Origin of the sequence: Micromonospora sp. WMMC241 (assembly GCF_027460165.1) — a bacterium.
GTDB lineage: Bacteria > Actinomycetota > Actinomycetes > Mycobacteriales > Micromonosporaceae > Micromonospora > Micromonospora humi.
The window spans coordinates 2003401-2025267 of record NZ_JAPZBF010000001.1 but is presented as its reverse complement, the minus strand read 5'-3'; the positions used below and the strand labels follow the sequence as shown (position 1 = coordinate 2025267).

Here is a 21867-nt window from a genome sequence, read left to right as displayed (position 1 = left end):
CGGCCGGCCCACCCGGCCTGACCGTGGGCGTCAGGCCGTCCGCCGACCCGGCCGCTCCGTTCCCCCATCGGCCGGGTGGGCGTCCTCCGTGGGCGGGGCCTCTCCCGCCCACGGAGGAGTCGTCACCTCACCCCTGCGGGAAGTAGGTGCCGTAGTCGGCGTACGCCATGGCGACGTCCGCCTGCGCCCAGAACCGGTGGTAGTTGAAGACCGGCTCGGCGCCGCCGTCCAGGTACGCCTGCACCTTCGGCCAGTCCGGGTCCTTCTTGTAGAAGGACCGGATGTCCAGGAAGCTCTTGCCGGCGGCGATGGCGTCGCCGTTGGGCATCTTCCCGGTCCAGCCCGGCGGCACGTAGAGGCCCTGACCGTCGGCGGCGTTGTAGACGTCGTCGAAGCGCTTGTAGTCACCGCGCTTCTCCGGCATCGACACGCCCTTGCTGTCGGAGGCCGCCGAGAGCGCGTCCAGCAGGCCCTTGGCGGTGTTCTTCGCCGCGACGTTGCCGGACTTGGCCGCGTACGCGATGAGGGTGCGGGCGTAGGCGGCGGCGACACCGACGTCCTGGCCCTTGACCGTCACCTCGACGTGCAGGTCGGTGTTCGGCTGCGGGCTGCTCGGGTTCCAGTTGGCCGGCTGGCCGGTCCACTTCATGTCCGACGGGATCGACCAGTTGGTGCCGGTGGTGGTGTTGGCGATCGCCCACGGCACCCACTTGTCCAGCAGCGCCTTGGCCTTGGCGTTGCCGGTCTGCAGGTAGAGCTCGGCGATGCGCTGCATCGACCAGGCCTGCATGCCGAACCACTGGTTCGACGGCGGGTCGTTGTAGACCGGGTCGACGTCGTAGAACATGCCGTAGAAGGTGGCGGTGCCGGCCGGCGGCTGGGCGTAACTGCCGTCCCAGCTGTTGGTGGCGCCGCCGGCGATGCCGCCCTCGGCGGACTGCAGCCAGGTGTAGAACTCCAGCTGCCGGTCGAAGCTCTTCTGCCAGTCCCCGGTCGCCGTGGACGACTTCGGCTTGAGTTCCGGCACGTTGGTCAGCGCCCAGGCCGCGAGCGGGTTCTGGTAGCCGAAGTGGTTGTGGCTGGAGCCGATCCGCCACGACCAGTTCTGCGACGTGTCGTACGCGCCACCCCAGGCGTAGTACCAGGACATCAGGTAGTGCGCCGAGTCACGGCCGCTGCCGGCGGGGCAGGTGGACGCGCCGACACAGTTGCCGATCTTCTTGAAGTACTTGTCGAACATCGCGTACCGCAGGTAGTCGCCCATCTTGGCGGCCTTGGCCACGGTGGCCGCCACGTCGGCCTCCTTGCCCTGCGCCTTGGCCCAGGTCAGCGCCCAGTAGGCGGCCTGCACGGCGCGCGCGTCGGCGTCCGGCGCGTTGGTGTACTTCCACTGCTTGGCCGGGGCGCCGGTGTCCTTGACGAACAGGTCGAGGTAGCCGTACTGACCGCCGTGCTTGAACGTGTCGCAGGACGGCTGCGGCACGGTCTCCCACACCGACTCCTGGGTGCCCCGCTGGAAGGTGTTGATGTAGGCCGGCTTGGTGGTGCCGTCACCGCAACGGCCGAAGCCGTAGGTGTTGTCGACGTCCATCAGCCAGTGCATGCCGTAGATGTCGCCGGTGCCGTAGGTGGACTGCAGCTCCGAGCGCAACGGGTCCTGCCCGACCGGGACGTTGGGCTGCAACGCCGAGGGGTACTGGCTGGGCAGGTTGTACTCCGAGGCGTACTGCGGGGTGCCGGCGGAGCCCGCCGTGGGCTGGTCGGCGTGCGACGGGATGATGTACTTCTCCATCACCGTCCAGGAGTTGTTGAACGGGCTCCAGTTCTGGGTGATGCGCCCGTACTGGGCCTCCAGCCAGATCCAGAAGCTGAACGCCTCCGAGGTGGTCTCGTGCCCGTGGTCGGGCGCCTCGACGATCAGCGTCTCGATCGAGTGGTACGGCACGCCCTCGGGGCTGAAGTAGCCCGAGTTCTTGATCTTGCCGTACTGGTCGAGGAACTTCTTGATGTAGGCGTTGTCGCCGCCCGGGGTGTCGTTGTCGACCTCGGTGGCGACCACCGAGACCGGGGCGTACCCGGTCGCCGACGCGGTGACGGTGGCGGTGCCGCCGACGGTGTCGGCGTCCTCGGCCGCGGAGACGGTGGCGGTGACGCCGGTGCTCCAGTTGCTCGGGGTGAGCGTCAGCGTCGACGGCGAGACGGTGACGTCGCTGTCACCGGTGACGGCGAGGGTCACCGGGACGTTGGCGCTCGGCGCCGCGCTGAGCGTGTAGCGGACCGTGGCGCTGCCGCCCTCGTCGACGCTCACCGCCGACGGGGTGGCGACCAGCTTCGGGCCGGTGGCCGCGGTCACCGTGAACGACTTCTCCGCCGTGGCGGTGCCGCCGGCGTTGTCGTACGCCTTGGCCTGCACCGTGTAGCTGCCGGCCGGCAGGCCCAGCAGGTCGTAGCCGTACGGCGCGGTGGTGTCGGTGTTGACCAGCAGGCCGTTGCGGTAGAACTCGACCTTGCTGATGGTGCCGTCGGGGTCGCTGGCGGTCGCGGTCAGCGGGACGTCCGCCGGGGCGGTGAACGGGCCCGCCGGCACGCCGAGCGCCACCGTCGGCGGCTGGTTGGTGGAGGCGCCGTTGCAGGCGACCCCGTTGAGCGTGAACGCGGAGGGCTTCGGGTTGCTGCCGCTGAAGGTGCCGTTGAAGCCGATGTTGGTGGACGCGCCGGTGGGCAGGCTGCCGTTCCACGACTCGTTGGTCGCGGTCACCTCGCTGCCGGACTGGCTCCACTTGGCCGACCAGCCCTGGGTCAGGCGCTGGCTGCTGTTGGGGAACGCGAACTTCAGCGACCAGTTGTTCAGCGCGTCACCCAGGTTCTTGATGGTGACGTTGGCGGTGAACCCGCCGCTCCAGTCGTTTGTCGAGTAGGTGACGTCGCAGGCGGGTGCGGCCTGGGCGGCGGTCGCGGGCAGGGCCACCCCGCCGATGGCGAGGGCGGTGGCGGCGAGCATCGCCGTGCGGCGACGTCTGGCCATGAGTCTCATGTGGGCGGTGTCTCCTCGGACCGGGCCGGGACCGGGGTCCCGGCGGGGCGCCTCCACGCGTCGACGGGCGTACGCGGGGGGACGGAGGCGTCCGGAAAGGTGGTCGTCCCGGCCGTGCCGGGGATCGGGGCGCCGCACCGGTTGTTCACCGGGTGCCCTCGGCGGCCCGTGCTCGCGCGAGCTGGCTCCGCGTCGCGTGTCGAGAGTCTGCCATGGAAGCGCTCCCACCACAATGGCCAGGGCAGACACCCACGTCCATGTTTCGATCTCGTTTAGGGGCTTTCACAAAGCCGTGACGCGGGTTACAGTCGCAGCATCGCCGATGGGAGCGCTTCCATCGACGGAGATGTAAGTTATGAACTGCCGGGGACACCCGTTCCCGGCGTATCGGCCCAGTGGCCGACGGCGATACCAGCCCGGACGCCGCCGCCGGCCATCACCCGCCAGACGGAGGGAGGTGGAACCAGAGCCACTCGCGTGGCCCGGCTCCCGCGCGACACGCACGACGGACGCCAATTCCAAGTCGTGTGTGTGTGCATCTCGGTGGGGACGGGGGTTGCCCTCCCCCGTCCCCACACTAAACCCCCGTTGTCGACGGCAAAAGAGGCCGACGGGACAGGCGTGACACGCCACCCGGACGGCCTTTCGCGCTATCTGCCCCATCCTCGCCGCTCGCCCCCGCCCCCCGAGCGACACCCGCCCACCCCACTCCGGCCGCCCGCCGGCCGCGCCGCGACCGCGCCGCGACCGCCGGAATCGAGGCCGGCCGCCTCCGGCCTATGCTGGGAGCGCTCCCGGCCCCAGGGCGGCCCGTCACTTCGAGGAGAACCTCCATGTCGTTACTCACCCGACGGCGCCTGCTCCGCCGCGCCGCCCTGTCCGCGACCGCCGCGGGCGCGGCCCGGACCGGGCTCGCCGGCGCCACCGCGGCCGGGCTCGCCGCCTCCGCCTCCGCCCTCGGCGCCTGTGACTCACCGCCCGAGCGCGACACCGACGCGGAGCGAAACGGGGGGCTGCGGTTCCCGCCCGGATTCGGCTGGGGCGCGGCCACCTCGGCGTACCAGATCGAGGGTGCCGCCAAGGAGGACGGGCGGGGCGAATCCGTCTGGGACACCTTCAGCCGCACCCCCGGGCGCACCCGCAACGGTGACACCGGCGACGTCGCGGCCGACCACTACCACCGGTACGCCCAGGACCTCGACCTGATGCGCGAGCTGGGGCTGCGCAGCTACCGGTTCTCCATCTCCTGGCCGCGGATCCAGGCCGACGGCTCCGGCCGCCCCAACCAGCGTGGCCTGGACTTCTACCGCCGCCTGCTGGACGGCCTGCACGAGCGCGAGATCGCGCCGATGGCCACGCTGTTCCACTGGGACCTCCCCCAGGCGCTGCAGGACGACGGCGGCTGGGAGAACCGGGACACCGCCGAGCGCTTCGCCGACTACGCCGACGCCGTGTTCCGCGCCCTCGGCGAGCAGGTGCCGGTCTGGCTGACCATCAACGAGCCGAAGACCGTGGTGCAGAACGGCTACCTCACCGGCCACCACGCCCCCGGTCACCAGGACGAAGCCGCCGCCTACCTGGTGGCCCACCACCTCCAACTCGCCCACGGCCTCGCCGTGCAGGCGCTGCGCGCCTCCGGCGTGCCCGGTCGCATCGGCCCGGCGCTCAACCTGCACCCCTGCTACCCGGCGGACGACAGCGCCGAGGCCGCCGCCGCGACCACACTCCACGACGGCTACGAGAACCGCCTCTACCTCGACTCGATCTTCAAGGGCGCGTACCCGCGCGACGTGCTCGCCGACCTCGGCCCGGACAGCCGGATGGCCCGGGCCGTCCGCGACGGCGACCTGAAGATCATCTCCAGCCCGGTGGACCTGCTCGCGGTGCAGTACTACACCCCGCTCTACGTCACCGGCAGCGGTGACACGGTCCGCAGGTGGCCCACCTCCCAGGCCGACTGGCAGCAGATCTACCCCCAGGGCATGTACGACATCCTGACCCGGGTCACCCGTGACTACGGCCGGGTGCCCATCACCATCACCGAGAACGGCCTGCCCTGCCCCGACGCCCCCGGCCCGGACGGCACCGTCGACGACGCCGGCCGGGTCACCTTCCTGCGCGACCACTTCACCGTCGCCCACAAGGCCATCACCGACGGCGTGCCGCTGGAGAGCTACCACGTCTGGTCGCTGCTGGACAACTTCGAGTGGAACGAGGGGTACGAGCAGCGCTGGGGCCTGATCTACGTGGACTACCCGACCCAGCGCCGGATCTTCAAGCGCAGCGCCCACTGGTACCGCGACGTGATCCGCCGCAACGGACTCTAGGGCCCGGTGGGCGTGACCCGGCCGGCGACGCCGCCGGCCGGGTGCCCGTCGACGCGGCGACACCCGCCGCCGCTCAGCGCGGCAGCGCCTGCTGCAGCTCCGCCCGCAGCGCCGGGGTGAGCATCTCGCCGGCCTGCTTGGCCAGCCGGGCCATCTCGTAGCCGACCACGCCGATGTCGGCGTCCCCGCCGGCCAGCGTGGCCAGGATCGAGCCGTCCCGGATCTGCATGACCAGGAAGTAACCCCGGCCCATCTCGACCACGGTCTGCTTGACGACGTCACCGTCGAACATCTGCGCCGCGCCCGCGGTGATGCTCATCAGGCCCGAGGTGACCGCGGCGAGCTTGTCCGCGTGATCGCGCGGCAGGTGCGCGGAGATCGCCACCAGCAGCCCGTCCGAGGACACCACCACGGCGTGCGCCACCCCGGGAACCCGCTCGGCGAACGCGTTCACCAGCCAGCTCAGGTCGCGTGCCTCCTGGCTCAACGTCGTCACTGTCGTCGTCCCCCTTCGTCGCGCGGCAGGTACATCTCGGTGGTCTCCTCGGCCTCGGCCCGTCGTACCCCGCCGTAGAAGCGGGAAAGCATACCGCCGACCGCCTCCGGGTCCGGCTCGTGCCGCACCGACGCACGGTCCGGCCGGTCGGCCGACGAGACCGCGGCGAGCTGGGCCATCGGCACGCGTACCGGCAGGCCCCGCTCGTTGGTCCCCCCGGTCACCGGCGTCCGCGCCGGCGCCGGCGTCACACCCAGCACCGACGACGTCGGTCCCTGCCGGGAGAACCAGCCGCCGCCCGCGGCCGCGGCCGGGGCGAGCACGTCCTCGGCCCGGCCGGGCACCGGCCGGGGACGCGGCACCGCGTCGGACGGGCCGGCAGTTGACCCGGGTGGCGGCTCGGCCGCGTCGCCGAGCGGCCGGCCGGTCAGCGGCGAGACCGGCAGCGCCGGCGGACCCGACGGCGCCGGCGAGCCCGGCCGCGTCGGCACCGGATGACGGCCGGCCACCGGCAGCTCGGCGGTCGCCGCGCCGAGCGCCCGCGACGCCGCGGCGAGCTGACCGGTCAGCATCCGCGCCGGCATCGGCGGGTCCAGCCCCGGCGGAGGCGTCTCGGCCAGCAGATCGGCCGGGATCCGGACCCGGGTGACCAGGCCCTCCCGGCCGGGGCGCAACTGCACCCGGAGGCCGTGGCGGGAGCCCAGGTGGCTCACCACGAACAGGCCCATCCGCTCGGAGGCGCCCACGTCGGGCGCCGGCGGCTCGGCCAGCACCGCGTTCGCCTCGGCCAGCGCGGCCGGGCTCATGCCCAACCCCCGGTCGACGATCTCCACCATTGCGCCCGGGCCGTCCGCCTCGACCACGACCCGCACCACGGTGTCCGGCCGGGAGAACGTGGTGGCGTTCTCCAGCAGCTCCGCGAACAGGTGCACCAGGTCACCGACGGCGTGCCCGACCAGGTGCAGGTCGGTGCGGTTCTCGTGGCGCACCCGCTGGTACTGCTCGATCTCCGCGCTGGCCGCGAGCAGCACCGCCCCCAGCCCTACCGGGCGGTTCCACCGCCGGGTGGACTCCGTGCCGGCGAGCACCAGCAGGCTCTCGTCGTTGCGGCGCATGCGGGCGGCGAGGTGGTCCAGCTTGAACAGGTTCTCCAACTGCTCCGGGTCGCTCTCCTCACGCTCCAGGTCGTCGAGCAGTTCCAGCTGCCGCTCGACCAGCACCTGGCTGCGCCGGGCCAGGTTGACGAACATGGCGTTGACGTTGCGGCGCATCATCGCCTGCTCGACCGCGACGTCCACCGCGCTGCGGTGCACCGCCACGAACGCCTCGGCCAGCTCGCCGATCTCGTCCTGGGAGTCGACCACCGCCGGCGGCACGTCGATGGCGCCCACCGGGCGGTCCACCGCCCGCAGCCGCTGAAGGGTCATCGGCAGTTCCACCTGCGCGATGCGCAGCGCCTGGCCGCGGAGCTGGCGCATGGCCCGGGCCACCGACCGGCCGACCAGCAGCGAGATGAGCACGGCCACCAGGAGCACCGCGACGATCCCGCCCGCCACCAGCAACGTCTCGCGCAACTGCCGGGCGCTCGCGTCGTCGGACCGGCGCACCGCGTCGTCGAGGATCTCGCCCTCGAGCTGGCGGAACAGCTCCTGCCGCTGCTCGGTGGCCGCCCACCACTGCGGCGCGGACGGCAACGCCGGCTCCGCTCCGCCGATGGGCAGGGTCTGCTCCTCCAGCCGGGTGGCCGTGACGAAGGCCGGGTCCACCGAGGTGCGGTCGTAGCGGCGCACCTGCTCGGCGGTCGCCGCCACCCGGAACGCGCCCAGGGCGGTGAGCTGCTGGGCCCGCAGGTCGGTCAGCGTCACCTGGTCGTCCGGCTCGTACCGGCCGGCGCGGGCGGCCGCGTACAGCTCGGCGCGGATCCGGGAGGACAGCTCCTTGACCCGGGCCAGCTGCACGTAGCGCAGCACCGCGTCGGTCAGCGCCCGCTGGCCGCCGCCGGGCGACGGTTCGGCCAGCAGGTTGAGCAGCGCCGCGACGGCACGGTGGTAGTTGCTGAGCACGGTGTCGGCGGAGAGCACCGCGGGTGGCACCGCGGCGCGGATGTTCACCACCTGGTCGTACGCCTCCAGCGCCTCGGCGTAGGAGACCCGCCAGGCGGCATCGGCGTCGGCCAGCGGCTCGGCCGCGGCGCGCAGCTCGTCCACCGCCCGGTCGGTGGCCTCCTGCAACGGCCGCAGCTCGGCGACCGCGGCGTCCCGGTCGGCGCCGGTGCCGCCGCGGCGCAGCGCGGCCAGCTCGCCGGCGGACCGGTCCCGCTCCTGCTGGAGCCGGTCGACCACGGCGGTGATCTGCCGGCCGATGCCGACCTGCTCGGCGAAGTCGCTCAGGGTGGTGGTCTGCCCCACCAGGCCGCGGGTCTGCACGCCGGCCAGGAGCAGGAACGCCAGCGAGGGGATCACCAGCACGGTGGCGAGCTTGGTGCCCATCCGCCAGTCCCGCAGCCGGAACCCGGAGCGCCGGCGGTGCGGCGGTGGGGCCGCGCCGCGGGCCGGGTCGGGACCTGCGCGCACACTTGCCTCCTCGGTCCGCTCCACCACGGCGGGGAGCGGGATCCATCCAACCAGGCCGGCGGGCGCTGTCAACGCCCGCCCGGACGGCATGAGCAGGACGGTCAGCGGTTACGCGTCCGGCGCGGCGTCGGCGTCCGGAGGGCCGACACCGCCGATGTCGGCCGCCTGCGCGACCCGGCCCAGGGCCACCAGAGCGGCGCCGGTCGCCCCGATCTCCGGGTTGCGCTGCCACCGGACCGTACGCGGGACGAGAACCTCGGCGAAGGCCGCACGCCACCACGGTGAGGCGGTCAGCGCCCCACCGCCGAGCACCACCTCCATCGGGTCGCCGACGCCGGCCTCGAGCAGCGCCAGGTCGTCGGCGACGAGCCGGCACAGCCCGCCCATCAGCCCGGCGAGGATGTCGACCGCGGTGGTGCCGAAACTCAACCCGCGCAGCTCGCCCGAGCCGGCCGGGGCCGTGCCCGGGGGCCGGTCCCCGCCGAAACGGGGATTGGCCCGCACCCTCGCGCCGGCACCGGCACGGTGCAGCGCCGCCTCCAGCTTCGCGCCCTCCGGCAGCCGCAGCTCCCGGTTCGCCCAGGCGAACAGGTTCCCGCCGCTGGAGTACGCCGCCCCGGTCACCACGTGGTCGTGGTCGACCCGGTAGCGCCAGAGCTGGTCCGGCAGCGGCGGCAGCTCCGCGCCGGCCGGCACCGCCTGGATCATGCGAACCGCGGCGGAGGTGCCGACGGTGACCGCGGCCCGGGACCCGTCGACGCAGCCGGAGCCCACGTTGGACGCCGCGCCGTCGCCGACCGGCGCGGCCCAGCGCGCCCCGGCCAGCTGCGGCCAGCGCTTCGCGTGCTCCGGGTTCAACCGGCCGTGCCACCCCTGCGGGGCCAGCGGCGGCAGCCGTTCCGGGCGGACCCCGGCCAGCACGCACGCCTCCGGATCCCAGTCGAGCCGGCGCAGGTCGAGCAGCCCGGTGCCGGAGGCCAGCGAGACGGACATCGGGGCCTCGTCGAGCAGCGCGCCGAGCACGTACTCGGCCAGTCCCGCGAACCCGGCGGCGGAGTCGCCGCCGCGCTCGGCCAGCCACGGCAGCCGCACCGACCAGTAGCAGCGGTGCCACCAGGTGCCGGTGCGCAGGTGATAGTCGTCCGGATCGGCCGGGCCGACCGCGCCGGCCGGCGCCGCCGGGCGGGTGTCCAGCCAGGTCAGCACCGGACCCGACGGGGTGCCGTCGGCGGCCAGCGGCAGCACCGAGTGCCACTGCGCCGACGTCGCCACCAGCCCGACCTGCCCCAGGTGCCCGCCCGCGGCCAACTCGTCCAGGCACTCGACCAGGCACGCCAGGTAGCCGGCGCCGTCCAGCGTCCCGGTGCCGTCGTCGCCGGTGGCCAGGTGCACCTTGCGGCGGGCCAGCGCACCCGGGCGCGGCACGGCGTCCGCGTCCAGCACGAGTCCGCGTACCGAGGAGGTGCCCAGGTCCAGAGCGAGAATGTCCATCGCCGGTCAACCTACCCGGCGCCGGTGGCGACGCTGATCGGGTTCCCCGGCACCGCCCGGTCGCGTACAGTGATCGTCATGCCCGCGCACCTGTCCTGCTGGTGGCCCGCCGACCCGGCGGCCCACCCCCGCGCGTAGCTTTCCCCACGCGGCCGCCCGACGAGGCGGCCGCCGGTCTCTCCCCGGCTTCCCGGGTCGCCCTCGCCGGCGGCCGCCGGCCCACCGAGGAGACCCGATGACCGTCCCGTCCGACCCGCTGACCGCTCTCGCCGCCGGCCGCGACCCCGGCCCGTTCGCGCTCGTCCGCCGCGAGGGCGCCGACCACGTCGACCTGTACGCCGGCCCGGTCCACCGCGCCGGGCAGCTCGCCGACCTGCCGCTGCCCGACGGCCCGCCCGGTCCCCGCACGCTGGCGCTGGTGCCGTTCCGTCAGATCACCGAGCGCGGCTTCGCCTGCGTGGACGACGGCCTGCCGCTGGAGTTCCTGGATGTCCGGCAACACCTGCGGATCCCGCTGGCGCGGGTGCTCGACGCGCTGCCGGACGCGCCGGTGCGCACCCGCGACGCCGGCTTCGACATCACCGACGACGAGTACGCGGCGGTCGTCGAGCGGGTGCTGACCGACGAGATCGGCCGGGGCGAGGGCGCGAACTTCGTCATCCACCGCACCCTTCGGGCCCGGGTGCAGGGCGATCCGCTGACCGCGGCGCTGGCGGCGCTGCGCCGGCTGCTGGTCCGTGAGCGCGGCGCGTACTGGACCTTCCTGGTGCACACCGACGCCCGGATCCTGGTCGGCGCCAGCCCGGAGCGGCACGTCAGCGTGACCGACGGGCTGGTCGAGATGAACCCGATCAGCGGCACCTTCCGGCACCGGGGCGAGGCGGCCGACCGGGCCGCGCTGCTGCGCTTCCTGCGCGACGAGAAGGAGGTGGAGGAGCTGTACATGGTCCTCGACGAGGAGCTGAAGATGATGGCCGTGGTCGCCGAGCACGGCGGCCAGGTGGTCGGGCCGTACCTGAAGGAGATGGCGCACCTGGCGCACACCGAGTACCTGCTGGCCGGGCGCTGCTCCCGGGACGTGCGCGACGTGCTGCGGGAGACCATGTTCGCGCCCACCGTGACCGGCAGCCCGATGGAGAACGCCTGCCGGGTGATCGCCCGGCACGAGCGGGCCGGCCGGCGCTACTACGCCGGGGTGCTCGCCCTGCTCGGCCGCGACGAGGCGGGCCGGCAGACGCTGGACGCGCCGATCCTGATCCGCACCGCGGAGATCACCGGCGACGGTGAGCTGCGGGTGCCGGTCGGCGCCACCCTGGTCCGGCACTCCACGGCCGCCGGCGAGGTGGCCGAGACGCACGCCAAGGCCGCCGGGGTGCTGGCCGCCCTGGGCCTCGGCCCGGACGCCCCACGAGACGACGACGGGGCCGCCGTCGGATACGCCGACGACCCCGAGGTACGCGCCGCGCTGGCCGCCCGCAACACCCCGCTGGCCCGGTTCTGGCTGCGACAGCGGGAACCCGGGGCGATCGCGCTGCCCGGACTGGCCGGCCGCCGGGCGCTCGTCGTCGACGGCGAGGACACGTTCACCGGGATGCTCGCCCACCAGCTCGGCGCGCTGGGGCTGACGGTCGACCGACGGGACTGGTCGCGGCCCGGCCCGCTCGACGGGTACGACCTGGTGGTGGTCGGCCCCGGCCCGGGCGACCCGCGCGACCTGACCGCACCGAAGATGGCGGCGTTGCGGGCGGTGCTGACCGAACTGCTCGCCGCCGGCCGCCCGACCCTGGCGGTGTGCCTCGGCCACCAGCTGCTGGCCGGGCTGCTCGGCCTGCCGCTGCACCGGCGCGACGCGCCCTACCAGGGCCTGCCGCGGGACGTGGACCTGTTCGGGGTGACCCGCCGGGTGGGCTTCTACGCCAGCTTCACCGCCCGGGCGGACGCCGACCGGTTCACCGGCGCGTACGGCCCGGTCGAGGTGTCCCGGGACCCGGCGGACGGCGCGGTGCACGCGCTGCGCGGCACGGGCTTCGCCGGGGTGCAGTTCCACCCGGAGTCGGTGCTCAGCCGGGACGGCACGGTGGTCCTGGCCGACCTGCTCGGGCATCTGCTCGACCGGCCGGCGTTGAGCGCGCATGGCGCGGCCGATCGGGGGTAGGCAGACGGCGACCGGTGGTCCGGACGGGTTCGAGAGCCCTCGTCCGGACCACCGGTCGCCCGTTCGGCACGGTTCAGCCGGCCATGCCCCGCTTGAGCGAGGCACCCATCAGCACGGCCCGCTTGGCGGTCAGCGCGGTGGCCGCCAGCGCCACGTGGTCCGGGGCGACCTCCCCGTTGTTGCTGGTGTGCGACGCGCCGTACGGGTTGCCGGCGACGAACTGGCTGGGGTCGGTGTAGCCGGGCGTCACCACGACGCCACCCCAGTGGTAGAAGACCGTGTACAACGACAGCAGCGTCGCCTCCTGGCCGCCGTGCGAGGTCGCGGTCGAGGTGAAGCCGGTGTAGACCTTGTCGGCGAGCGCGCCGGCGGCCCAGAGCGGGCCGGTGGTGTCGATGAACTGCTTGAGCTGCGCGGCGATCATGCCGTACCGGGTGGGCGACCCCATGATCACCACGTCCGCCCAGGACAGGTCGTCCGGCTCGGCCTCCATCACGTCCTGGGTCTCCAGCCGGTGCGCCTGCCAGCCCGAGTTGGAGCGGATCGCCTCGTCGGGCGCCAGCTCACGTACCTTGCGTAGGCGGACCTCGGCGCCGGCCTCCTCCGCCGCCTCGACCGCCGACCGCGCCATCTGGTAGGTGATTCCGGTCGCGCTGTAATAGATCACCGCGACCTTGACCTGGCCATCCATCAGACGTTCGCCTCCTTGATTCGGGGTAAGCTCCGGCGACTACCCGTTACTTGCGGCGTCAAACGCCGCTCAAGATTTGCGCAAGTTCGCCGGGGAACCCCGCACCCGGCCGCGCGCACCGGGGATCCTGTTTCCACCGGCGCCGGCCGTACGCCGCCCCCGCGCCGGGAACCTGAACGGGGGATCGCGCTCCGTCGGCAGCGGCGCCGGCGTAGCGCGATCAGGGGCCCGTTCCCGGCCCGCCCGGCGGTGTCGGCCCCTCGGCCTATGCTGGCCGTCCACCTGCCGACGGGAGGCCGCCGTGTCCGTACGCCTCAGCCGTGAAGAGGCGCTCGCGCTGCGGATGACCGGCCTGCTGCTGCGCCCGCACCCGACCGTCCGGCCGCGGAGCGTGTCCGACGTGGTCGAGTGGTTCGGCGCCATGCAGGCGCAGGACGCGGCGAGTGGCTCGTGGTCGCTCGGCGTACGCCTGCCCGGCCGCACCCGGGCGGACGTCGACGCGGCGCTGGAGCGGCGGGAGGCGCTGCGCACCTGGCCGATGCGGGGCACGGTGCACCTGGTGCCGTCACGCGACGCGCACTGGATGCTGGCCCTGACCGGCGTCCGCACGCTCGGCGGGCTGGCGGCCCGGTGGCGGCAGCTCGGGCTCACCCTCACCGACGGCGACCGCGCCGGCGACGTGCTCGGCGCGGCGCTGAGCGGCGGTGGCCGGCTCACCCGCGCCGAGTGCCTGGCCGCGCTGCGCGCCGCCGGGCTGGACACCGCCGGTCAACGCGGCTACCACCTGCTCTGGTACGCCGCCCAACGCGGCATCACCTGCATCGCCCCGCACGTCGGCAGCGAGCAGTCGTTCGCCCTGCTCGACGAGTGGGCACCCGAGCCGCACCGCCCGGAGCGCGACGAGGCGCTGGCGGTGCTGGCCCAGCGCTACGTGCGCTCCCACGGCCCGGTCACCCGGCACGAGCTGGCCCGCTGGAGCGGCCTGACCGTCACCGACGCGACCCGGGCGCTCACCCTGGCCGGCGACCTGCTCGCCCCGGTCGAGGTGGACGGCGAGCCGGCCGTGGTCGACGCCGCGCTGCTCGACGCGCCCCGCGTGGCGGTCGACGACCTGCACACGCTGCCCGGCTTCGACGAATACCTGCTCGGCTTCAAGGACCGCTCGCTGATGCTCGACCCGGCGCACGCCGACGCCGTGGTGCCCGGCAACAACGGGATCTTCCAGTCCACAGTGGTCCGCGGCGGCCGGGTGGTCGGCACCTGGAAGCGGACGCTCGGGGCGAAGGCGGTGACCGTGACCGTGCGGCAGCTCATGCCGTTCGACGCGCCGCTGCGCGCCCGGGTCGACGCGGCTCTGGCCGGCTACGCCGCCTTCCTCGGGCTGGAGCTGCGTCACTCCTGGTAAGGACGCCTCGTCCCACCGGGTCTTCTGCGGCTGGTCACGCGCCGCGCGCACCATCCGTCCGCCCATCGGGAAATCACACACCGTGTCGGATCCGCATGCCACGAGACGGCGGAAGGGCCGGCGGCCGAGGCCGCCGACCCTTCCCCGCCCGTACGCTCAGTCGGCGAGCGCGCCGGCCGACCGTCCCTCGTGCAGGGTCAGGTTGCGGCCGCTGCCCGGGTCGAACAGGTGGATCTTCTCCAGGTTGAACCACACCCGCCGGTTCTCGCCCTCGCGGACCGGCGACTCCGCCGACAGCCGGGTCACCAGGTTGGAGCCCGCGCCGGCGAAGTCGGCGGCCCCCGCGTCGGCGGCCAGCTCCTCCAGCTCCGCGGCGGTGGCCCGCTCCCCCTCGACGGTGAAGTAGACGTACTTGTCCGAGCCCATCGACTCGACGATGTCGACCGGCGCCTCGAACTCCACGCCCCGGGCGCGGGTCTCGTCGTCGATCAGCGCGGCGTCCTCGAAGTGCTCCGGACGGACGCCGAGGATCAGCTCGCGCGGCGCGTCCCCGGCCTCCAGCTCACGCCGGACCCGCTCGCCGATCGGCACGTCGCCCAGCGCGGTCCGCAGCCGCCCCTCCTCCACCTTCGCGTGCAGGAAGTTCATCGACGGCGAGCCGATGAACCCGGCGACGAAGAGGTTGCGCGGGTGGTCGTACAGCTCCTGCGGCGGGCCGACCTGCTGCACCGCGCCGCCGCGCATGATGACCACCCGGTCGCCGAGCGTCATCGCCTCGGTCTGGTCGTGGGTGACGTAGACGGTGGTGGTGCCGAGCTGCTTCTGCAGCCGGGACACCACCGTGCGCATCTGCACCCGCAGCTTCGCGTCCAGGTTGGACAGCGGCTCGTCCATCAGGAACGCCTTGGGCTGGCGGACGATCGCCCGCCCCATCGCCACCCGCTGCCGCTGGCCGCCGGAGAGGTTGGCCGGCTTGCGGTCCAGCAGCGCGGTCAGCTCCAGCACCTTGGCGGCCTCGTCCACCTTCTGGTTGATGGTCTCCTTGTCCATCTTCGCCAGGCGCAGCGGGAAGGCCATGTTCTCCCGCACCGTCATGTTCGGGTAGAGCGCGTACGACTGGAAGACCATGGCGATGTCCCGGTCCCGGGGCGCCTTGTCGTTGACCCGCTCCCCCGCGATGCGCAGCTCACCGGAGCTGATGTCCTCCAGCCCGGCGATCATGTTGAGGGTGGTGGACTTCCCGCAGCCCGAGGGGCCGACCAGGATGACGAACTCGCCGTCGGCGATCTCCAGGTCGACGTCCTGCACGGCGGTGGTCCCGTCCGGGAACCGCTTGCTCACCTTGTCCAGCACGATGTCAGCCACTGTTACCACCTATCCCTTGACTGCGCCGGAGGTCAGGCCGGAGACGATGCGGCGCTGGAAGAAGAGCACGAACAGGATGATCGGCACGGTGATCACCACGGCGGCGGCGCAGATCGCCCCGGTGGGGTCCTCGAACTGCGACTCGCCGGTGAAGAACTGCAGGGCCACCGGGACCGTGCGGGACCGCTCGGTCGAGGTGAGCGTGATCGCGAACAGGAAGTCGTTCCAGCAGAAGATGAAGACCAGGATGGCCGTGGTGAACACGCCCGGCGCGGCCAGCGGCGCGATCACCCGCCGGAACGCCTGGCCCTGGGTGGCGCCGTCCATCTTCGCCGCCTTCTCCAGGTCCCACGGGATCTGCTTGAAGAACGCCGACAGCGTGTAGATCGCCAGCGGCAGCGCGAACGTGATGTACGGCAGGATCAGGCCGGGCCAGGTGTCGAAGAGGCCGAGCTGCCGCTCGATCTCGAACAGCGGCGACACCAGCGACACCTGTGGGAACATCGCGATCAGCAGGGAGACCCCGACCAGCAGCTTCTTGCCGGGGAAGTCCAGCCGGGAGATCGCGTACGCGGCCATCGTGCCGAGCACCACCGCGACCGCGGTGGCGATCAGCGCGATGCCGATCGAGTTGATCAGCGCCCGGACGAACTGATCGGTGTCGAAGATCGTACGGTAGTTCTCCAGCGTCCACTCCCGCGGCCAGAAGTTGCCGTCGGTGAGCGTGGCCGGCGTCTTGAACGACAGCGAGGCGATCCAGAGCACCGGCACGAGCGCGAAGACGACGACCACGGCGTCCAGCACGCCCCAGCGCAGCTTCGCCCTGGTGGTGGTTTCCACGGCCATGTCAGCGCCTCTCCCCATCGTCGCTGCCGGGGGCAGCGGTGCCGAACAGCTTCACGAAGACGAAGGCGATGATCGCCACGGTGATGAAGATCAGCACCGACATCGTGGAGCCGATGCCGAGGTTCAGGCCCCGGATCAGGTTGTTGTAGGCCAGCATCGACACCGACGAGGTCTCGTTGCCGCCGTTGGTCAGCACGAAGATGTTGTCGAAGACCCGGAACGCGTCGAGCGTGCGGAACAGCAGCGCGACCAGGATCGCCGGCTTCATCACCGGCAGCATCACCTTGGTGAACCGCTGCCACGCCGTCGCGCCGTCGGTGGAGGCCGCCTTGAGCAGGTCCTCCGGCACCAGCGCCAGCCCGGCCATCAGCAGCAGCGCCATGAACGGCGTGGTCTTCCAGATCTCCGCCAGCATGATGATCGCCAGCGAGCTGGCCCGTTCGGTCAGCGGCGCGCTGCCGTCGAACAGGTTCGCGAGGTAGCCGGTGCCGGGCGTCCAGGCGTACCGCCAGGAGAACGCCGCGACCACGGTGACGATGCCGTACGGGATCAGCGCCGCGGTGCGCACGATGCCCCGGCCGACGAGCGTCCGGTGCATGATCAGCGCCAGGCCCATGCCGAGCACCAGCTCGACCGCGACGGTGACCACCGTGATCAGCATGGTCACCCCGAACGCGGTCCACCAGAAGTCGTTCGTCAGCACGGTGACGTAGTTCTCCAGGCCGACGAACTGCCGCTCGTCGGGGAACCGCAGGTCGAAGCGCTGCAGCGAGAGCCAGACCGAGTACAGGATCGGGTACGCGGTGACCAGCACCATGACCAGCGCCGCCGGCGCGCAGAGCAGCCAGCCCAGGCGCCGCTCGGCGCGCTTGTTGTCGCTCAGCGGGGCGCCGGCGCCGCGGCGGGCCCGCTGGGCGGGGACCGCGGCGTGCTTGCCGGTCGGCTGCTCCGCCTCGGCGGCCGCCTCCGCTCCGGCCGGTGTGGCGTTCACGCTCATGGCAGGACCCCCTTCGACTCCAGCGCGTCGGCGATGGCCTTCCGCAGCTCGTCCGCGGTCTGCTCCGGGTCGATGCCGGACGGCGGCGACAGGATCGCCGACATCACGGTGGAGATGCTCTGGTAGGCGGGGGTCAGCGGGCGCACCGCCGGCTCCTTCAGCTCCTCCAGGATGGTCTCCTTCATCGGGTACGCCTTGGCCATCTCCGGCTCGTCGTAGACCGACTCGATGGTCGGCGGCACGCCGTCGTTGATCGCGGAGAACTTCTGGTGCTCCGCGTCACGCAGGCACCGGGCCACCTCGAACGCCTCGGTCGGGTGCTTCGAGTACTTGCTCACCGCCAGGTTGACCCCGCCGATGGTGACCTTGCTCGGGGTGTTCGCGTCGATGCCGGGCACCCGCGCCCACTTCACGTCCTTGGCCAGCTCGGGATTGGCCTCCTGCATCGCCGGATAGACGAACGGCCAGTTCACCTGGAACGCGCCGCCGCCGGACTGGAACTCCAGCCGCACCGGGTCCTCGGTCGCGTTGCTGAACGACGGCGAGGTCACCCCCGACGTGGCGAACGTCTTGAGCTGCTCCAGCGCGCGCACGGTGCCGGCGTCCATCACCGCCTTCTTGCCGTCGTCGCTGAGGATCTTGCCGCCGGCGCTCTCGGCCAGCGTGTTGTAGAGCACCACCAGGCCCTCGTACTGGGCGCCCATGGTGAGCACCCGGTAGGGCTTGTTCTGCTCCTTGAGCTGCTGGGCGGCCGAGATCATCTCGTCCCAGGTCTTCGGCGGCTCCGACACCAGGTCGCCGCGGTACCAGAGCAGCTGCACGTTGGTGTTCTTCGGCGCGGCGTAGAGCTTGTCCTCGTACCGGGCGGTGTCCAGCGGGCCGGCGAGCGTGCCCTGCTCCGCCTCGGCCTTGTCCTGCCCGGTCCACTCCCGGATCCAGTCCGCGCTGGCGAACTCCTGCGTCCAGGTGACGTCCAGGCCGAGCACGTCCATGCCGCTGTCCTGCGCCGCCAGCCGCCGCACCATCTGCACCCGCTGCTCGTCGGCCTCCCGCGGCAGCACCCGGTACGTGATCCGGTAGCGCCCCTGCGCCTGCGCGTTGCAGTCGTCGACCACCTTCTGCAGGTTCTGCTCGGGCGGGTAGTACAGGTTGATCGTCGGCGTGCCACCGTCGCCGCCGGACCCGCAGGCGGCCAGCGGGGCCACCAACGCGAGCGCGGCGGCCGCCGCCACCGCGCGTCCGGCCGGCCGCCGCGCGGCCGTGTCGGGGACTGTCGTCATCACCCTCCCCCTCTCTTCGGCGAGAGCCGGGGAGGTCACCCGTGCCCCGGCGCACGGCGAGACGGTCGAGGCACCGGCCCGTGCGCCCGACGCCCCGGGCGTTTCGTGCGGCTGAACGTGCCCGACCTGCGACGAAGCGAAACATCACGGTCACGTGACGGTCACCCCGCGCTGCGCGCCCACGCCCCCGCGCCTAGGTTGGTGGGATGGACGCCACCTTCTTCTTCGACCCGGCCTGCCCCTGGACCTGGCGCACCTCCCGCTGGCTCGTCGCCGTCGCCCAGGCACGCGGGCTGAGCGTCGAGTGGCGGGCGTTCAGCCTGGCCATCCTCAACGACGGGCAGGTCCCGCCCGAGTTCGCCGAGGCGATGGCGGCCTCCGGCCGGGTGCTGCGCCTGGTGGAGGCGCTGCGCGCGCAGGGCCGGCACGACGACGCGGGCCGTCTCTACACCGAGGTGGGCACGCGCAGCCACGACGCCGGCGACCCGCTCGGCGACAAGGTCGTCGCGGCGGCGGTGGACGCGGCCGGGTTGACCGACGCGGCGGCGGCGCTGGACGACGAACGCTGGGACGCGGCGGTGCACGAGTCGCACGCGCTGGCGTACGGCTCGGCCGGACCGGACATCGGCTCGCCGGTGCTGATGGTGCCGGACGCCGCCCGGGGCATCCACGGCCCGATCATCACCGAGGTCCCGGGCACCGAGGACGCGCTGACGATCTGGGACTCGATGCTGCCGCTGCTGCGCCTGGACACGTTCCACGAACTCAAGCGCGCCCGCCGCTGACCGCGTTTTACGCGTTGTACGCTGCTCTCGTGATGGAGCGTGAGTACGCCTGGACCGAGGCCGGCAAGGCGAGCGCCAGCCGCCACGACATCTCGGAGCAGGAGGCGATCGAGGCGCTCTACTCACCGCAACGGATCGAGAACCACATTGGGAGCCTGCTGCTGGCCGTCGCCGGCTTGGCCGACACCGCCCGGGTGATCATGGTGCTCTGCGAGCGGTTCGGGAAGGTCAACAGCTACGGGATCCTGGCCGTCCGGCTGGCCACCCCCGATGAGGTCAAGCAGTGGATGGAGGGAACGCGATGAGCGCTGACCGTGATCCGCGGACGATGAGCCGCGAGGAGTTGGTGGCCTACTTCGACCGGGGCGGCGACATCTCCGAGTTGCTGCGGGAGGCGACCCGCGGACCCGACCTCGGGCCGGCGCCCGCGCCGGAGAGCGTGCCGATGGTAGTGACCGGAGTCAGGCTTCCCTCGACTATCGTCCGGCAGCTCGACGAACTCGCCGGCAACGACAAGGGCGGGCGGTCCGGTCTGATCCGCAGGGCGATCGACGAGTACCTGGCCCGGCACGCCGGCGAGGCGGCCTGAACTCTAGTCTCACCAGGTGAACGGGGAGACTACCCAGCGTCAGCGGACTGGACTAGCGTTTCCCTAGCTCCGTGGCCCGCGCGTCGCCGCCGCTGTCGACCCGCCGCCGGCTGTCCCCCACAGCCCGCTCGATCGGTTGGTTCTCCACGGAACCGCCGCCTGCGCGCGTACCGGTTGGGCAGGATTCCCCCGAGGAGGTGCCGTCGTGCAGGACACCCGCGCTCTCGCCCTGTCGTTCGAGGTGAGCGGCCTGCCCCCGGTCAAGACCGAGGCCCTGTCCATCTTCGCCGCCGGCCACCGCCAGGCGACGAGGGTCCGCGCCCTGCTCCAGGCCGCCTGCACGGCGGCCCAGCGCACCGGGTGGACCCCGCTCGCCGGGCCGGTGGAGGTGGACCTGACCCTGCGTTGCCCGCCCGGGCACCGCACCTCCGACGCCAGCACGCTGCTCGGCGGCGTGTGCGCGGTGCTGCAGGACAAGAAGCGGGTGTCCACCATCGGCCTCGCCCACCTCGGGGTGCTGGTCGACGTCGCGCTCTGGACCGACGACCGGCAGATCCGCCGGCTGTCCTACGCCGAGGAGCCGGCGGAGGAATTCTCGTACCTGGTCCGGGTGGCGGCCGTACCGACCATGGTTTGACCGACGCCCGCGGTGGGGTACCGCGGACGCCGACGAAGGGAGCCCCGATGTCGGAGCCACATGTCACGCTCGACCCGAGCGGGCTCGACCCTGTGCAGCAGAAGCTGCGCGGCCCGCTTGAGGATCAGCTGACCTCGGCCCTGCAGGCGGCCACCGACCGGGTTCGCGCCAGTTACGCGGGCGAACCGGTCGAGGCCGTCTGCCGTCGGTTGCTCGACGAGACCCGCTCCGGCCTGCATCCGGACATCGCCGCCGGCTTCCAGCCCGACATGGACGAGTTCTGCCGGGTCGCGGTGGCGATCGTCCGAGGCGAGACCAACTGAGCCTGCCCGGGCTCGCCGGAGGTCAGCCCCGCCGGACGTCGACGGAGACGACGTGGGTGCCGTCCGCGCGGGTGGCCTCGCCCAGCCGCACCGGCACCCGCCCGCCGTCCGGTGGCTGGAGGCCCAGCCCGAAGCTCAGGTGCCCCTCGAAGTCGCCGGCCGCGGCCCAGCCCAGCAGCGTCGGGAAGCCGATCGCCGCAGGCGGCATGTCGGCCGTGCCACCACCGCGCGCGTCGTGCGCCTGCGCCGGGGAGAACCGCACCGACAGGTAGGTCGTGCCCGGCAGTTCGACGGGCGCGCCACGCCCCTCGGTGACGACCTGCGGCACGTAGCCGACCCGGTAGGACGGGGTGGGTCCCCGGAAGGCGAAGCTGATCCGGCTGAAACCCTCCTCCGGATGGTCACCGACCTGCACCGCCACCAGGACGGGCAGTGGTTCCCCGGGGGCCGGGGCGACCGGCACCCGCACCGCGTGCGTCACCCGGGCGGGCGCGCCGGGCACCGCCCAGCCCCAGGTTCGCCGCCAGGATCCGGCGGTCGTCGCGTCGGCGGGCGCGGGCGGGGTGGCGACGGGCGCCGGCGGAGCGGCCGTCGTGGCCGGTGCGGTGGTCGGCGGGGGCGTCGGGGCGGCGCCGTCGCGGCCGGTCGCCGTGCAGGCCGCCGCGAGCAGCACGACCAGTCCGGCGAGCAGCGGTATGCGCCGAAGAGTCATGACCCAGTGTCGCTCCGTGACGCCCCGGCGCGCCAGGGGCATCCCACCGGTGTCCGGCCGGACGGGTCAGGACCGGGTCCGCAACTCCCCGGCCCTGACCCCGGCCGTCCGGCATGGTGTCGGTCTACGCCGTCGGAACACGGCGGGCGTGGCACGACGCC

Annotated in this window: 18 protein-coding genes; 8 read left to right on the top strand and 10 right to left on the bottom strand. The window is 73.0% G+C overall.

Features of this window, described 5'->3' with window-relative positions:
• Positions 1 to 127: 127 nt before the first annotated feature.
• Positions 128 to 3025: a glycoside hydrolase family 48 protein gene (locus O7598_RS09650; protein ID WP_269690967.1), complete on the bottom strand. Its 2898-nt coding sequence runs from the start codon at positions 3023 to 3025 to the stop codon at positions 128 to 130.
• An 842-nt stretch (positions 3026 to 3867) separates the two neighbouring features.
• On the opposite strand from O7598_RS09650, the gene O7598_RS09645 reads away from it, so the two are divergent.
• Positions 3868 to 5361: a GH1 family beta-glucosidase gene (locus O7598_RS09645; RefSeq protein ID WP_269690966.1), complete on the top strand. Its 1494-nt coding sequence runs from the start codon at positions 3868 to 3870 to the stop codon at positions 5359 to 5361.
• A 73-nt stretch (positions 5362 to 5434) separates the two neighbouring features.
• Here O7598_RS09645 and O7598_RS09640 read toward each other — a convergent pair whose 3' ends face one another.
• The 3 genes from O7598_RS09640 to O7598_RS09630 all read right to left on the bottom strand — a co-directional run bounded on the left by O7598_RS09640 (position 5435) and on the right by O7598_RS09630 (position 9921).
• Positions 5435 to 5857: a roadblock/LC7 domain-containing protein gene (locus tag O7598_RS09640; RefSeq protein ID WP_091066554.1), complete on the bottom strand. Its 423-nt coding sequence runs from the start codon at positions 5855 to 5857 to the stop codon at positions 5435 to 5437.
• Positions 5854 to 8430 (bottom strand): sensor histidine kinase, encoded by a 2577-nt coding sequence (locus O7598_RS09635; protein ID WP_269690965.1) that lies wholly within the window; start codon positions 8428 to 8430, stop codon positions 5854 to 5856. Before O7598_RS09635 ends, O7598_RS09640 begins: the two co-directional genes overlap by 4 nt.
• A 108-nt stretch (positions 8431 to 8538) precedes the next feature.
• Positions 8539 to 9921 carry an FGGY family carbohydrate kinase gene (locus O7598_RS09630; RefSeq protein ID WP_269690964.1) on the bottom strand — a complete coding sequence of 461 codons (1383 nt, stop codon included), beginning with the start codon at positions 9919 to 9921 and terminating at the stop codon, positions 8539 to 8541.
• A gap of 235 nt (positions 9922 to 10156) precedes the next feature.
• Here O7598_RS09630 and O7598_RS09625 point away from each other — a divergent pair, with 235 nt between their 5' ends.
• Positions 10157 to 12076 (top strand): chorismate-binding protein, encoded by a 1920-nt coding sequence (locus tag O7598_RS09625; protein WP_269690963.1) that lies wholly within the window; start codon positions 10157 to 10159, stop codon positions 12074 to 12076.
• 73 nt (positions 12077 to 12149) lie between these two features.
• On the opposite strand, the gene wrbA is transcribed toward O7598_RS09625, so the two are convergent.
• Positions 12150 to 12767, bottom strand: a complete 618-nt coding sequence (wrbA, locus tag O7598_RS09620; RefSeq protein WP_269690962.1) for an NAD(P)H:quinone oxidoreductase — start codon at positions 12765 to 12767, stop codon at positions 12150 to 12152.
• 301 nt (positions 12768 to 13068) lie between these two features.
• On the opposite strand from wrbA, the gene O7598_RS09615 reads away from it, so the two are divergent.
• A complete protein-coding gene (locus O7598_RS09615) occupies positions 13069 to 14172 on the top strand; it encodes a winged helix DNA-binding domain-containing protein (protein WP_269690961.1) in 1104 nt (367 codons plus the stop codon).
• A gap of 156 nt (positions 14173 to 14328) precedes the next feature.
• Here the strand turns inward: O7598_RS09615 and O7598_RS09610 are convergent, their stop codons facing one another.
• Genes O7598_RS09610 through O7598_RS09595 form a run of 4 tightly spaced genes read right to left on the bottom strand, consistent with a single transcriptional unit; the run spans position 14329 to position 18660 of the window.
• Positions 14329 to 15537, bottom strand: coding sequence for an ABC transporter ATP-binding protein (locus tag O7598_RS09610; protein WP_269690960.1), 1209 nt, complete (start codon positions 15535 to 15537; stop codon positions 14329 to 14331).
• Between the two features lie 9 nt (positions 15538 to 15546).
• Entirely contained in the window at positions 15547 to 16383 is an 837-nt protein-coding gene (locus O7598_RS09605) for a carbohydrate ABC transporter permease (RefSeq protein ID WP_269690959.1), read from the bottom strand.
• A 1-nt stretch (position 16384) separates the two neighbouring features.
• The gene (locus O7598_RS09600; protein ID WP_091066586.1) at positions 16385 to 17380 is read right to left on the bottom strand and encodes a carbohydrate ABC transporter permease; all 996 of its coding nucleotides are present in this window, start codon (positions 17378 to 17380) and stop codon (positions 16385 to 16387) included.
• Complete coding sequence (locus O7598_RS09595; RefSeq protein WP_269690958.1) at positions 17377 to 18660, bottom strand: ABC transporter substrate-binding protein; 1284 nt, start codon at positions 18658 to 18660, stop codon at positions 17377 to 17379. Before O7598_RS09595 ends, O7598_RS09600 begins: the two co-directional genes overlap by 4 nt.
• A gap of 206 nt (positions 18661 to 18866) precedes the next feature.
• Between O7598_RS09595 and O7598_RS09590 the strand changes: the two genes are divergently transcribed.
• The 5 genes from O7598_RS09590 (at position 18867) to O7598_RS09570 (ending at position 20994) form a co-directional block, all read left to right on the top strand.
• Entirely contained in the window at positions 18867 to 19445 is a 579-nt protein-coding gene (locus O7598_RS09590; RefSeq protein WP_269690957.1) for a DsbA family protein, read from the top strand.
• A 29-nt stretch (positions 19446 to 19474) separates the two neighbouring features.
• Positions 19475 to 19750 carry a hypothetical protein gene (locus tag O7598_RS09585; protein ID WP_269690956.1) on the top strand — a complete coding sequence of 92 codons (276 nt, stop codon included), beginning with the start codon at positions 19475 to 19477 and terminating at the stop codon, positions 19748 to 19750.
• Positions 19747 to 20034, top strand: coding sequence for a ribbon-helix-helix domain-containing protein (locus O7598_RS09580; protein ID WP_269690955.1), 288 nt, complete (start codon positions 19747 to 19749; stop codon positions 20032 to 20034). Before O7598_RS09585 ends, O7598_RS09580 begins: the two co-directional genes overlap by 4 nt.
• A gap of 205 nt (positions 20035 to 20239) precedes the next feature.
• Positions 20240 to 20671 (top strand): hypothetical protein, encoded by a 432-nt coding sequence (locus tag O7598_RS09575; RefSeq protein WP_091066599.1) that lies wholly within the window; start codon positions 20240 to 20242, stop codon positions 20669 to 20671.
• Between the two features lie 47 nt (positions 20672 to 20718).
• Positions 20719 to 20994 carry a hypothetical protein gene (locus O7598_RS09570; protein ID WP_269690954.1) on the top strand — a complete coding sequence of 92 codons (276 nt, stop codon included), beginning with the start codon at positions 20719 to 20721 and terminating at the stop codon, positions 20992 to 20994.
• Between the two features lie 22 nt (positions 20995 to 21016).
• Here O7598_RS09570 and O7598_RS09565 read toward each other — a convergent pair whose 3' ends face one another.
• Complete coding sequence (locus O7598_RS09565; RefSeq protein ID WP_269690953.1) at positions 21017 to 21706, bottom strand: AMIN-like domain-containing (lipo)protein; 690 nt, start codon at positions 21704 to 21706, stop codon at positions 21017 to 21019.
• Positions 21707 to 21867: the final 161 nt, after the last annotated feature.

Excerpts from the sequence above, each read along its gene's own strand:
- O7598_RS09600 (WP_091066586.1), bottom strand. The coding sequence starts at position 17,380 with ATGAGCGTGAACGCCACACCGGCCGGAGCGGAGGCGGCCGCCGAGGCG.
- O7598_RS09625 (WP_269690963.1), top strand. The coding sequence starts at position 10,157 with ATGACCGTCCCGTCCGACCCGCTGACCGCTCTCGCCGCCGGCCGCGAC.
- O7598_RS09580 (WP_269690955.1), top strand. The coding sequence starts at position 19,747 with ATGAGCGCTGACCGTGATCCGCGGACGATGAGCCGCGAGGAGTTGGTG.
- O7598_RS09595 (WP_269690958.1), bottom strand. The coding sequence starts at position 18,660 with ATGACGACAGTCCCCGACACGGCCGCGCGGCGGCCGGCCGGACGCGCG.
- wrbA (WP_269690962.1), bottom strand. The coding sequence starts at position 12,767 with ATGGATGGCCAGGTCAAGGTCGCGGTGATCTATTACAGCGCGACCGGA.
- O7598_RS09605 (WP_269690959.1), bottom strand. The coding sequence starts at position 16,383 with ATGGCCGTGGAAACCACCACCAGGGCGAAGCTGCGCTGGGGCGTGCTG.
- O7598_RS09630 (WP_269690964.1), bottom strand. The coding sequence starts at position 9,921 with ATGGACATTCTCGCTCTGGACCTGGGCACCTCCTCGGTACGCGGACTC.
- O7598_RS09565 (WP_269690953.1), bottom strand. The coding sequence starts at position 21,706 with ATGACTCTTCGGCGCATACCGCTGCTCGCCGGACTGGTCGTGCTGCTC.
- O7598_RS09645 (WP_269690966.1), top strand. The coding sequence starts at position 3,868 with ATGTCGTTACTCACCCGACGGCGCCTGCTCCGCCGCGCCGCCCTGTCC.
- O7598_RS09650 (WP_269690967.1), bottom strand. The coding sequence starts at position 3,025 with ATGGCCAGACGTCGCCGCACGGCGATGCTCGCCGCCACCGCCCTCGCC.
- O7598_RS09570 (WP_269690954.1), top strand. The coding sequence starts at position 20,719 with ATGTCGGAGCCACATGTCACGCTCGACCCGAGCGGGCTCGACCCTGTG.
- O7598_RS09590 (WP_269690957.1), top strand. The coding sequence starts at position 18,867 with ATGGACGCCACCTTCTTCTTCGACCCGGCCTGCCCCTGGACCTGGCGC.